The following is a 12,836-nucleotide window of genomic DNA, read 5'->3' as shown; positions in this document are numbered from 1 at the left end:
ATCGTGAAGAAGCCACTGGTTTATGCGTTTGCGCTCCTGTTTGCTGGCGGTCTGACAGCGACGACCTTTAGCCAGATCAGCCGGCCGTTGCCCCCGTCGGCGGGTGGCGGGCAAGATGAGTACCCGGTGGATGTCGCTGGCGAACCGCGCTATGTCGCCAATCAAGTCATCATTCAGTTCTATGAAGACGCCGATGAGCGTAGCCGGGCGCAGGTGCGCGCCATGATCGGCGCATCGCGTGCGACAACGCTGCTTTCAGCCGACCGGCGGCGGATGCTGGAGGAAGGCACGCCGCTGCGTGCCGGTGGGCGCGCCGCCGGTGAAGTTGAGTTGGAGGTGCTGCCGCCGGGGTTGAGCGTCAAGGAAGCCTGTGAAATCCTCAAGGGCAATCCGGCTGTTAAGTCGGTCGAACCGAACTGGATTTACACGAAGTTGCAGGCGGCGCGGCCGAACGATCCGCTCTTCCTCAACGGCTCACTGTGGGGCATGTACGGTGCTAACACCGGTTCGGGTACAAGCAACCCGTATGGCAGCGAAGCGGCCGCCGTATGGTCAACCTCCGTTACGAACGGCACGGGTTCACACAACATCTTCGTCGGGGTCATTGACGAGGGCATTCAGGTCAACCATCCCGACCTGCAAGCCAACATCTGGGTCAACCCATTTGATCCGGTGGACGGCCGCGACAACGACGGCAACGGCTACGTAGATGACACGAACGGTTGGGATTTCGTCAACAACGACCGGACAGTGTATGACGGCCCGGCCTCTGGCTCGACCAGCATTGACTCGCATGGCACGCACGTCGCTGGCACGATTGGCGCGGTCGGCAACAACGGCATTGGCGTCGTTGGCGTCAACTGGCGCGTGACCATGATTTCGGGCAAGTTCCTTGGCACGCAGGGCGGCACGACAGCCAACGCCATTCGCGCGATTGACTACTTCACGGATTTGCGCGTCCGGCACGGTCTGGACATCGTCGCCACCAACAACTCGTGGGGCGGCGGCGGCTATTCGCAGGCGCTCTATGACGCCATTTCACGGGCGCAGGCGCGCAACATCCTCTTCGTGGCGGCGGCGGGCAACTCGTCGAACGACAATGACGCCCGCCCATCCTACCCGGCCAGCTACAATCACAGCCACATTATCGCGGTTGCGTCCATCACGAGCACCGGCGCGCTGTCGTCCTTCTCCAACTTTGGTCGCACCAGTGTTGACCTTGGCGCTCCCGGCTCAAACATTCAGTCCACCTTGCCGGCCAGCCGCTATGGTTCGCTGAGCGGCACATCAATGGCGACCCCGCACGTCACGGGCGTTGTAGCCCTGTACGCCGCGCGGCGTTCCGCTCGTGGCTTGACCATCAAGAACAATATCCTGAGCAGCGTTTATCGCATCCCGTCGCTCAACGGACGCTGTGTGAGCAATGGGACGCTAGACGCTAACGCGCTGTTCCGCAACTTCTAAGCCCGGACGCCGCAAAAGGGCGCAAACAAGCAGGCGGAGCCACTGGCTCCGCCTCATTTTTGTCTTTAGGCGACAGAGCGGGCGATGGGACTCGAACCCACAACACCCAGCTTGGGAAGCTGGTACTCTACCATTGAGCTACGCCCGCGCAAAAACGGCGGCCAACGACATTACGCCGCCGCCGCACGGCTGTCAACGCTGCCGTTCACAGATCGTAGAGAAACTCGACATTCATTTCGATGTCGGGATGCAGGCTGTGATGCACCGGGCAGGTCAGCGCTGCGCGTTCCAGCTTAGGGCGAGCTTCAGTGGGAATGTGGTTGGGGAGGTGAAAGGTAATCGGCAACGCGCCCACGCGGCGCGGCGATGCGGTGTGCATATGTTTGACGACGCGAAAGTGCGCGCCGGAAAGGTCGAGATTGTCGCGTTGGGCGACGATCCCCATCAATGTCATCATGCAAGACCCAAGCGCTGCTGCGACTAAATCCGTCGGCGAAAAGCCATTGCCGTCGCCGTGGTTGTCCGCCGGAGCCGTCGTCTGAAGGGTTGCGCCCGACGGGCCGTGATGCATTTCGACGCGCAGTGCGCCAAGGTACTTGCCAGTGATTTCAACAGCCATGAGTTATCTCCTCTAGTTCCAAACTCAAGCGATAGGTTGCGCTATGCTGCGCCAGCGTGCACATCGGTTCACTATCGTCCGCCGGCTTCCACGCAGGGGTGGAGGCTGGTATCGTGCCGCCGGATATACTCTGGCACAAAAAGGGTGTTTTTCAAACGATATGCCTCTTACACTCGACATCGTGACGCCCGAACGGGCGCTACTGTCCCAGACGGTGGATGAAGTTGTTTTACCGGCGCTGGATGGGGAAATCGGCGTTCTACCCGGCCATGCCGCGCTGATGTCGCAACTGAGCGTCGCCGGGCTGTTGACCTACCGGCAGGGCGGCAAAGAAACACTAGCGTTTGTCTCCCAAGGCTTTGTGGAGGTGCTTGGCGACCGCGTGACGGTGCTGACCGAACGCGCCGAACTCGCTGAAGACATTGACATCGAGGAGGCGCGAACGCGACTGCGTGAAGCCGAGCTGGCCCTCAAGCAAGCTGAATCGGAACGCCCAGATGACGACCTCTCACGCCTGCGCGCTGAAGTTGAAGCCGCGCTGGTACGGGTCAAAACCGCCGAACGTTACCAGTCACGCTGACCGTCGGCCGCCGTGCGCCCCCGTGAGCATCATGAACTTTCCGTATGACATCCGGTTGCCGGGGGTGGTCGTCCCAATTCATCTTGTCTGCGAGGTCTTGGCCTACACGGTCGGATTTCAACTGTATGTCCGGGCGCGGCGGCGTCAACCGAGCGGACTCACCGTTGAGCAAACCGTCTGGACGCTGGTCGGGTGCCTCTTTGGCGCATGGCTTGGCTCCAAGCTGCTTGCATGGCTGGAAGCGCCGACGCTCTACTGGCGCTATCGCGCCAACCCGCTCATTTGGCTCGAAGGTAAGTCCATTGTCGGAGGGCTGTTGGGCGGCTGGGCCGGCGTCGAGGCCGCCAAGCGACTAGCGGGCGTCCGACAGGCGACCGGCGACGCTTACGTGGTTCCGCTGCTGGTCGGGATAGCGATTGGTCGCGTCGGGTGTTTTCTCACCGGGCTGACCGACGGCACATGCGGCGCTCTCACAGGACTTCCGTGGGGCGTGGACTTCGGCGACGGCCTGCGCCGCCATCCGACACAGTTGTACGAAATCGCCTATCTCACGGCGCTCGGCGTGACGCTGCGCCGGACGGCTTCTGCAGAGGACCCGCCGGGCGCGCTGTTCCGCCGCTTTCTGCTCGCGTATCTAGCGTTTCGCTTCACGGTGGAGTTCATCAAGCCGCGCCCGTTCGTGTATCCGTGGGGACTCACCGCGATTCAAACGGCGGCGCTGCTGGGGATGGGCGCAGCCGGCTACACCCTGTGGCGGCTTAGGCGTCGGCCGCATGGTTTAGTGGCGCTACTTCCGACAGCCGAAGGAGAGCGTGCGCATGGCTGACCGTCCGTACGTGTTTTACGAACTCACTAATGCGATTTGCGCGACTTGCCACCGCAAGGTCGAGGCCAAAATCGTCATCGAGGGTGACCGGGTGTTCATGCACAAGTTTTGCCCCGTACACGGACGCGAGCGGGTGCTGATCTCGACCGACGCGGCGTTTTATAAACAGCAGCGCGCTTTTCTCAAACCCGGCCAACTCGTCAGGCAATTCAACACGCCGATCCAGTATGGCTGCCCCTATGACTGCGGCATCTGTCCCGATCACGAGCAGCACGGCTGTCTGACCATCGTGGAAGTCACCGACCACTGCAACCTGACCTGCCCGATTTGCTACGCCGAGTCGGGACCGCACCGACCGACGCACCGCTCGCTGGAGCAGGTTGAGTTCATGCTGGATTGCGTCGTCCGGAACGAGGGCGAACCCGACATCGTGCAAATCAGCGGCGGCGAGCCGACGCTTCATCCGCAGTTCTTTGAAATTCTTGACGCCGCGCGACGCCGTCCCATCAAGCATCTGATGGTCAACACCAACGGGCTGCGCATCGCGCAGGATGAAGCCTTCGCCGAGCGGCTGGCGAGTTACATGCCGGGCTTTGAAATCTATTTGCAGTTCGACTCGCTGCGGGCGGACGCCCTGCGCGACTTGCGCGGCGTGGATTTGCGTACGGTACGCGAGCGGGCGCTCGAACGCCTCGACCGCCTGAAGGTTTCGACGACGCTGGTCGTCACGCTCAAGAAGGGTGTCAACGACGATGAAATCGGCGACATCATCGCGTTCGCGCTTCAGCATTCGTGCGTCCGGGGCGTGACGTTCCAGCCGGTACAGGTCGCCGGCCGCACGGAGCGTTTCGATCCGGCGCGCGACCGCCTGACGCTCAGTGAAGTTCGGCAGGCAATCCTCCGCCAGACGCCGTGGCTCAAGCCGCAGGACATACTCCCCGTGCCGTGTCATCCCGACTGTCTAGCGATGGCTTACGCGCTGAGGCTGGGCGGCGAGGTCATCCCGCTGACGGGCCTGATTGACCCGGAGTTCCTGCTCAACAGCGGGGGCAGCACGATCATTTACGAGCAAAGCCCGGCGTTGCGCGAGCAGATTTTCAAGACGTTTTCAACCGGACACTCGCCAGCAATGCAGGCGGTTTCGCTCAAGCAGCTTTTGTGTTGCCTGCCGCTCGTGAGCGTGCCGGAGCAGTTCACTTATGAAAATGTCTTTCGGATTTTGATCGTGCAGTTTATGGACGCCCACAGCCTTGACATTCGCTCGGTCAAGCGGTCATGCGTGCATATTGTCCATCCCGACGGGCGCCTCATCCCGTTTGACACCTTCAACCTGTTTTACCGCGACGGACGCGAAGCGCAGCTCAATGTGCTGCGTCAACAACCGGCCGCGGTGCCGGCCGGCGGATGATGATGCACGTCCATGGGTAAACGTCCGATATCTTCCGACCGCTCGCTGATTGAAATGCCGGCTGTCATTTCGCGCCTGCGGGTGCGCTACGCCGAAACCGACCAAATGGGCGTCGCCTACCATGCCAACTATCTGGTCTGGATGGAGGTCGGGCGAACGGACTACTGCCGCGCCTGCGGGTTCACCTACCGCGATATGGAGGCGGCGGGCGTCCGGCTCGTGGTCGCTGAAGCGCGCGTTCGGTATCACGCCGCCGCACGATACGACGACGCGCTGCGCATTGAGACGCGCCTGACGACGCTGCGTTCACGGCAGGTTGGCTTTGCCTATACCGTCCACCGCGAGGATGATGAGACGCTGCTGGCGACAGGCGACACCCTGCATCTCCCGACTGACGCACACGGACGGGTCATCCGCCTGCCGTCGAACATCTACGACGCGCTGTTGCACGCTCCACACGCCGATAAAGCGCCGCTTCAAAATGCCTGCCCAAAGGTGATGTGAACCTGGAGGTTGGTGAGTCGGCGGTTGGGCGTCGCCACATAAAACGGCGGATCAAGCAGGTACGCCGCGTCCACACGCAACGGCCCTAGCGGCGTTTTGAGGCGAAAGCCGCCGCCAAGGCTGTTGGTCATGCACCCAAAGTTGATGTCCGCAATGCGGGCAAAGACGTTACCGACATCGTAAAACACTGCGCCCTCAACATTTTGCAGCACCGGGAAGCGAACTTCACCGGTCGCCGCCACCAGCGCGTTGCCGCCAATCGGCGCGTCTGTGACCGGATCACGCGGGCCGGCTTGTTCAAACCCTAGGCCGCGTAGGGTGGTCGGGCCGCCGGAGAAAAAGCGTTCGCTGATCGGCAACGTCCGGCTCTCGCCATATGGTTGCGCCAATCCCACCTGCAGCCGCCCGGCAAGGACGACCGGCGACCGTTCGGCAGCGCGACGATACCCCTGAAACTGTCCCAGAAAGCGCACAAACCGCTCCGAGCCGCCAATGTAGGGCGTCGCCAGCGTCAAGTCGGCCGAGATGAAGCCGCCGCGCGTCGCGTCAAGCGGGACATCGCGGGTGTCGCGGACGTATGTCGCCGACAACGTGCCGAGATTGAGCGGCACATCCAGACGCTGGAGTGGAGGGTTGCTCACCCGCAAGTCCAGCACCCGCACATTTTGCAATCGGTAGCGGAAAATCAGGGCGCTCTGGGCGCCGAAGCGCAGTTCGGACTGGACAAGCGCCGCCAACCGTTGTGTGGTAAAGCTGACCCGCGCTTGCCGTTGGAAGAGACCGGAAATGAGAATCGGTGCCGTGACGCCGTCGGTCAACGTCGTCACGCGCGGTAGGTTGAACCGAGGAAACTGGTAGGACACCTGCGCCAACTGTTCCCGCCGACTGAGCCGCACAATCACGCTGCCGACTTCAAGGCGACCGAACATGTTGGCGTTCGACAGCTCAAACGAACCACGGGGGCCGTCGTTGGTCTGGTAACCGAACCCGTAGGCCAGCGTATAGGGCTTGGACTCAATGACATCCAGCGTCACGTCGGCTAACGCCTCGGTCGGGCCGGCGGCGCGGACATACGGCGTCTGAATCAGCACTTGACGAAACGCGCCGGTGGCGTAGAGCGCCTGCTCGGCTTGCGTGAGCCGGTCGCGGCGCAACCGTTCGCCCGGCCGCACGCCCAGAAAACGCCGCAGGGTTTGTTCGGACGTACGGCCGCGCGTACCGATGATGACGCGGTTGATGGTAAAGCGCCGTCCCTCCTCGATTTCGTACACCACGTACACTCGCGCCGGATCGCCGTTGACTTCCTCCAGTTCTTGCCGAACCCGTGCTTCAGCGAAACCTTCACTCAGGTAAAGCGCCTTGAGCCGCTCCAAGTCGGCGCGCACTTGCTCCTGCGTCACAAAGTCGCCCGGCGACAGCGCCAACACCCGGCTGAGGCGTTCAGTGTCAAGTAGTTGATTGCCCGTAAAGCGGACGGCGACCACCTGCGCGCGTGGACCTGGCTCGACCTGAAACAGCACGGTCAGCGACTGGTCGTTGAGTCCGACTCCGATGCGACGTTCCGTTACTTGAGCCTGCAAGTATCCGGCGTTGCGCAGGTCACGCAGAATCACTTCCGCGTCCCGCGCCAGCGTATCTTCCGTGACCAGACCACGCGACGGTGGGATGAGCGAGGCCGGGCGGGTTTTGAAGTCACCCGCCACGTCGCGGTAGCGAAGCGCGTCCGTCCCGACAATGCGCACTTCCTGCACCCGATAGCGGCGGTACGGTTCAATCGTGTACGTCACAACCACCCGCTCCTCGCCGACTAGTCGCTGCCGCGACCAGTCCACCTCGGCGAAGAAGTAGCCGCGCTGTTGCAGGGCGACCAACAACCGGCGCGCGCCTTCTTCAAGCGTCAAGTCATCTAGGCCGCCGTCGCGGAGAATGGGAAGAAGCTGGCGCTGCTCCTCACGGCGAAAGGCGAAGCCGGTGATGTTGACCGTCACCAGCGGCCCGGAGTTGATAGAGACGGAGACGGCGACTCGATTAGTGGTGGGATCAAAGGCGACGCGCGGCTCACTAATGCGCGGATCAAGGTAGCCGCGCGCGAGGTGCAGCGCGCGGATGCGCTGCAAGTCCGACTGAATGAAGTCAATGGCGTACGGCGTCCCGACCGGATGCCGGATGATCTTGGCGTCAAAGTCAGCGCGGGGAATCTTGAGGTCGCCGTCAATCCACCAGTCTCCGATGATCGCCTGCGGACCCGGCCTCACAACGAAGGTGACGCGCGCCCGCGCCGCGTCGTTTGGAGCGGAGACGCGCGCCGCCACTGTCGCTTGAAAATAGCCGCGTTCACGGTAGAAAAGTCGCAGGTTCTCTTCGCCTTCAGCCAGCGCCCGTGCTGTAATCCGGTTGCCGCGCTCAAGCGCCGCCAAGCGCGTCCGTAACTCCTCGGCAGGAAAAAGGATGTCGCCGTCGAAGGTCACATCGGCGACCCGGAGTTGACGGGTGATGACAAACCGCACTTGAACCCCTTCGGCACCGTCAGCGGCGGTCCACACTTCGGCGTCGGCGACCTGCTCGGAACGATGCAGCCGAACGAGAGCCGCTCGCAGCCGCGCCGCTGTTAGCGACTCGCCCACCTGTAACCCGATGGCTTCTCCCAGCGACGGCTCAGACGGAAGGCCGCCTTTCACTTCGATGTCGAGCCGCGTGATAGTGCGTCCGTCCAACCGTCCGATAGGTGGCTGCGTCACAGCCAACGCGCCCGCCTCTTGAACAGCTGGCAGAATGTTCTGCGCCTGAGCCGCCATCCCTGCCGACATCAAGATGAAGCTCAACGTTAGGGCAAGCCAGATGACCGGGATGCTCCACTTGGTTGGTTGTTGTGTCCTGCGCGGTAGCTTTGGGAACGCCGTCGGAGGCCACTGCGTCGTCGTTTTCCGTCCAGAGGCCGACATAGGGCAGCTATTATTTTCCGAGTCGCCGCCGGTTTCCCACCGTCTCCCACCCCGCCAACCAGGGAGTCGAGTCATCCGCTACTTTTCTTGAACAGCGCGCTAGTACCGGCTGATCTGGGGCGAGGTCGGCGGAAGGCTGACATCGCCGGCGCGCGTCGTGATTCGCTTCTCCATTTCCTCGCGGGCCTGATCGCTCGTCGTCTGAATGCCCTTTGTGCGTAGGACGAACTCATCACGGTTGCTCGCGCCGGCTAGCGCCTGCTCGTACGAAATGAGACCTCGGTTGAGCAAGTCGTACAGCGACTGGTCAAAGGTCTGCATCCCATACTGTGACGTACCCTGCGCAATCGCGTCGCGGATGTTCGGCGTCTTTTCCTGATTGATGATGCAGTCGCGGATATAAGCCGTCGTAATGAGCACCTCCACCGCCGGGACGCGCCCGTTGCCCTCCTTGTTGCGGATCAGCCGCTGCGAAATCACAGCCCGGAGAACGGAAGCCAGTTGCAGGCGAATTGCCTGCTGTTGATGCGGCGGGAAAATCGAGACGATGCGCATGATGGTTTCCGTGGCGTCCAACGTGTGCAGCGTGGAGAGCACCAAGTGGCCGGTTTCAGCAGCCGTCAGCGCCGTCTCAATCGTTTCCTGATCGCGCATCTCACCAACCAAAATCACGTCCGGGTCCTGTCGGAGTGCGCCCCGCAACGCTTCATTGAAACTGCGCGTATCCACATCCACTTCACGCTGGTTAACAAACGAACGCCGGTCCCGGTGGAGAAATTCAATCGGGTCCTCAATCGTAATGATGTGCTCGGTGCGATGGCGATTAATGTGGTCAATAATGGCGGCCAGCGTTGTGGATTTACCAGAGCCAGTCGTGCCAGTGACAAGCACCAACCCTCGCCGTTCCTCTGCAATTTTTTCGACGACCGGCGGTAGTTGCAACTCGGCAATTGTCCGCACCGTCATTGGGATGACACGAAAGACCATGCCGACTGCGCCGCGCTGCTGAAAGATGTTGCACCGAAAGCGCCCCAGCCCTGAAACACCGTAGGCGATGTCCACCTCGCAGGCGTCTTTAAACCGCTGCTTCTGGCGGTTGTTCATAATGCTAAACGCCATCGCCAGCGTGTCTTCCGGCGTTAGGCGCGGAACGTCCACCAGCGGCATCAACTCGCCGTACACGCGAATAAAGGGATGGCTGCCAGCTTTGAGATGGAGGTCGGACGCGCCCTTGGCGCACGCCATAGCCAAGAGGGTGTCAACGGTCAGTGGGGGTTGCATAACAACACCTCCCAAAATGAATCAGCCCTCAGAAGCTGTGTTCGATGCCGTCAAAATAGGTCATCGTTTTGAACTGCCGGTAACGCTCATTGATTTCCTCACGGGTCAACGTCAGCAGCCGCTCCGTCCCAAACGCCTCAATCGTAAAGGACGCCATCACCGAACCATAAATCATCGCCTTGCGCAGTGATGCCTCGTCCAGACCGCTGCCGGTCGCCGCCAAGTACCCCATCACGCCACCGGCAAACGTGTCCCCAGCGCCTGTTGGGTCTACGACATTTTCCTGCGGGAAGCCGGGAATCGCAAAGAACGAATTCTCCCCGAACAGCGTTGCGCCGTATTCACCGCGCTTGACGATGAGCCGTTTCGGCCCCAGCGCCATAATGGTCTTGGCGGCGCGAATCACGTTCGGATCGCGCGCCAACTGCCGCGCTTCTTCATCGTTGATAATCAAGAGATCCACACATCGCAGCGTTTCGCGCAGTTCGCCGGGCGTCCCGCGAATCCAGAAGTCCATCGTGTCCATCGCCGTCAGCCGCGCCCGGCTCTGCCGCCGGACATCCCGCTGAAGTGTAGGATGGGCGTTGCCGAGGAACAGGTATGGAATGTCCTGCTGGGCAGCTGCAATCCGAGGATGAAAGTCAGCGAAGACGTTGAGTTGCGTCTCCAACGTCGTCCGAGTGTTCAAGTCATAGCCGTATTCGCCCGTCCAGCGAAACGTCTTACCGCCGGGGCGACGCTCCAGCCCTGACAGATCAATGCCGCGCGCGTCGAAAACTCGTTCGTGCTCCGCCGTGAAATCGTCACCGACAACGCCAATAACGCTGACCGCCGTGAAAAATGAAGCGGCAATAGAGAAGTACGTCGCCGCCCCTGCCAAAATGTTTGCGCGTTCGGCGAACGGCGTTTTGACGTGGTCGAACGCAACCGTTCCGACAACAAGGATGCTCATGAGGAATGTAAAACCATAGGAAGACCGACTTGGGAAAGAACCCTTGTGCTGAAGAATGGAGAAAACTCCGTCCGAAAAGCAAGCCTGAAAAATTCAGGCCCTCCGCCGCCGTTTGTAACCGGCTTCGTGACAGGCCCAGCGCCAGCACACTACACTACGGGCCTTGTCGGCACTTTATCCGTTGGGAGTTCGGCTCTTCATGCCACATCTCAAGCCGCACTGCTTTGTCTTCTGCTTGCTCTGGGCGTTTCTTATGTCAAGCGCCGCCCTTGCCGCGCTGCGCCCAATGACGTTCGATGATCAGATGAAGTTTCGGCGCATCATCGCCGCCGTCGTGTCGCCTGACGGCCGCCACATCGCCTACGTCCAAGGCGTAACAGACAAGGCCGCCAACCGCGTCCAGTACGACATTTGGGTTCTACCGACCGGCGGCGGTGAGGCCCGCCAACTGACATCCGGGAAGCACTCGGCGACCGACCCGTGCTGGTCGCCCGATAGCAAGCGCGTCGCGTTTGTTTCCAACCGCGACGGCAAAGCGCAAATCTGGGTGATTGGCCTCGACGGCGGCGAGCCGCGCAAGATTACAGACTTCTACACCAGCGTTTCAGGCGTCCTCTGGGCGGCTGACGGGCGGCGGCTGGTCTTTGTTGCCGAAGTGTACCCCGAATGCCCGGACGAAGACTGCAACCGGCGCAAGTACGCCGCCGCCGAGGCCAGCCCGGTCAAAGCCAAGATCGCCGACCGGTTGCTGTATCGGCACTGGGATCGCTTCAAAGAAGGTCGCCGGACGCATATTTTCGTCGTTCCCGTCGAGGGTGGGCCGGCTCGCGATCTGACGCCGGGCGACTATGACGCGCCGCCGTTCAGTCTCGGTGGACGCGACTATGACGTTTCGCCGGACGGCGCGGAACTCGCCTTCGCGCGCAACACCGACCGCGAAGAAGCCCTGAGCACCAACAATGACATCTTCATCGTGTCGCTTGCGGGCGGTGAAGTCCGGCGCATTTCCACAAGCCCTGGTTCGGACACTCACCCGCGCTACTCGCCGGACGGCCGCTACATTGCGTGGCTGTCGCAGGATCGGGCTGGGTTTGAGTCGGACAAAAAGCAGGTCATCCTTTACGAACGCGCTACCGGCAAGCTACGCCGTCTGAGCGAGAAGGTGGATATCTCCTTTGATGAACTCGTCTGGTCCCCGGACGGCCGCAAGCTTTTTCTCACCGGCGACCATCGCGGACAGGTCCCCATCTTCACCCTGACGCTGGACGGCGACGACGCCCGCCCGCTGGTGGCGCAGGGACAGAACGGCAACCTCTCAGTTGCGCCGGATGGCAAGACGCTTTACTTCACACAGTCCACGCTGATGCGCCCAAATGAAGTCTTCGCCGTGGCGACCGCCGGCGGTGAGCCAAAGCAGCTGACGCGCGTCAATGACACCTTTCTCTCTGAGATTTGCTTCGGCAAGGTCGAGGAGACGTGGTTCACCGGCGCGGACAACGCGCGCGTTCATGCCTTTATCGTCAAGCCACCCCAGTTTGTCGAAGGTAAAAAGTACCCGATGATTTTGCTCATTCACGGTGGGCCGCAGGGTGCGTGGTCGAACGGCTGGAGCTTCCGCTGGAATGCGCAGCTGTTCGCCGCCCCGGGCTACGTCGTCCTTATGGTCAACCCACGCGGCTCGACGGGTTACGGTCAGCGGTTTACCGACGAAATCAGCGGCGACTGGGGCGGCAAGGTCTATGACGACCTGCTCCGGGGCGTTGAGCACGTCGTCGGCATGGGCTTTGTGGACGCTGACCGCATCGGTGCGGCGGGCGGCAGCTATGGCGGTTATATGGTCAACTGGATGCTCGGTCACAACACGGACAACCGATTCAAGGCGTTCGTCTCGCACGCCGGCGTCTATAACCTCGTCAGCATGTATGGTGCGACCGAAGAACTGTGGTTTACTGAGTGGGAGTTTAAGGGCAATCCGTGGGATCATCCCGAACTGTACGAAAAATGGTCGCCGCATCGCTTCGCCAAAAACTTCACCACGCCGACGCTGGTTATTCACGGTGAACTGGACTACCGCGTACCCGTCGGCGAAGGGCTGCAACTGTTTACGACGTTGCAGCGGCGCGGCGTTCCGTCGCGGCTGCTGTACTTCCCAGACGAGGGCCACTGGATTTTGAAGCCACAGAACAGCGAACTCTGGTACAAAACCGTTCACGAGTGGTTCGCCGCCTATCTCAAACCTGACGCCCCGTAGTGAGGAACG

At 61.4% G+C, this 12,836-nt stretch carries 10 protein-coding genes and 1 tRNA gene; 6 read left to right on the top strand and 5 right to left on the bottom strand.

Going from position 1 to position 12,836, the window contains the following annotated elements; all coding sequences use genetic code 11:
• Positions 1–3 precede the first annotated feature (3 nt).
• Positions 4–1,464, top strand: coding sequence for a S8 family serine peptidase (locus NZ585_00840; GenBank protein MCS7078584.1), 1,461 nt, complete (start codon positions 4–6; stop codon positions 1,462–1,464).
• Positions 1,465–1,540: 76 nt separating this feature from the next.
• On the opposite strand, the gene NZ585_00835 is transcribed toward NZ585_00840, so the two are convergent.
• Positions 1,541–1,612, bottom strand: a tRNA-Gly gene (locus NZ585_00835).
• 57 nt (positions 1,613–1,669) lie between these two features.
• Complete coding sequence (locus tag NZ585_00830; GenBank protein MCS7078583.1) at positions 1,670–2,083, bottom strand: OsmC family protein; 414 nt, start codon at positions 2,081–2,083, stop codon at positions 1,670–1,672.
• Between the two features lie 160 nt (positions 2,084–2,243).
• Here NZ585_00830 and NZ585_00825 point away from each other — a divergent pair, with 160 nt between their 5' ends.
• Genes NZ585_00825 through NZ585_00810 form a run of 4 tightly spaced genes read left to right on the top strand, consistent with a single transcriptional unit; the run spans position 2,244 to position 5,401 of the window.
• Entirely contained in the window at positions 2,244–2,663 is a 420-nt protein-coding gene (locus NZ585_00825; GenBank protein MCS7078582.1) for a F0F1 ATP synthase subunit epsilon, read from the top strand.
• Positions 2,664–2,694: 31 nt separating this feature from the next.
• Complete coding sequence (locus NZ585_00820; GenBank protein ID MCS7078581.1) at positions 2,695–3,489, top strand: prolipoprotein diacylglyceryl transferase; 795 nt, start codon at positions 2,695–2,697, stop codon at positions 3,487–3,489.
• Positions 3,482–4,897 carry a radical SAM protein gene (locus NZ585_00815; GenBank protein ID MCS7078580.1) on the top strand — a complete coding sequence of 472 codons (1,416 nt, stop codon included), beginning with the start codon at positions 3,482–3,484 and terminating at the stop codon, positions 4,895–4,897. Before NZ585_00820 ends, NZ585_00815 begins: the two co-directional genes overlap by 8 nt.
• 12 nt (positions 4,898–4,909) lie before the next feature.
• A complete protein-coding gene (locus tag NZ585_00810; GenBank protein MCS7078579.1) occupies positions 4,910–5,401 on the top strand; it encodes an acyl-CoA thioesterase in 492 nt (163 codons plus the stop codon).
• On the opposite strand, the gene NZ585_00805 is transcribed toward NZ585_00810, so the two are convergent.
• From NZ585_00805 to NZ585_00795, 3 genes are all read right to left on the bottom strand, one after another.
• Complete coding sequence (locus tag NZ585_00805) at positions 5,374–8,343, bottom strand: BamA/TamA family outer membrane protein (protein MCS7078578.1); 2,970 nt, start codon at positions 8,341–8,343, stop codon at positions 5,374–5,376. The two genes, NZ585_00810 and NZ585_00805, sit on opposite strands and share 28 nt — an antisense overlap.
• 99 nt (positions 8,344–8,442) lie before the next feature.
• Positions 8,443–9,624 carry a type IV pilus twitching motility protein PilT gene (locus tag NZ585_00800; protein MCS7078577.1) on the bottom strand — a complete coding sequence of 394 codons (1,182 nt, stop codon included), beginning with the start codon at positions 9,622–9,624 and terminating at the stop codon, positions 8,443–8,445.
• A gap of 28 nt (positions 9,625–9,652) precedes the next feature.
• The gene (locus NZ585_00795; GenBank protein MCS7078576.1) at positions 9,653–10,576 is read right to left on the bottom strand and encodes a PfkB family carbohydrate kinase; all 924 of its coding nucleotides are present in this window, start codon (positions 10,574–10,576) and stop codon (positions 9,653–9,655) included.
• A gap of 199 nt (positions 10,577–10,775) precedes the next feature.
• On the opposite strand from NZ585_00795, the gene NZ585_00790 reads away from it, so the two are divergent.
• On the top strand, positions 10,776–12,827 hold the full coding sequence (locus NZ585_00790) for a S9 family peptidase (GenBank protein ID MCS7078575.1): 2,052 nt from the start codon (positions 10,776–10,778) through the stop codon (positions 12,825–12,827).
• Positions 12,828–12,836: the final 9 nt, after the last annotated feature.

The organism is Chloracidobacterium sp., assembly GCA_025057975.1.
Classification (GTDB): Bacteria; Acidobacteriota; Blastocatellia; order Chloracidobacteriales; family Chloracidobacteriaceae; genus Chloracidobacterium.
The sequence above is the reverse complement of the archived record's forward strand: the minus strand, read 5'-3'. Positions and strand labels throughout refer to the sequence as shown.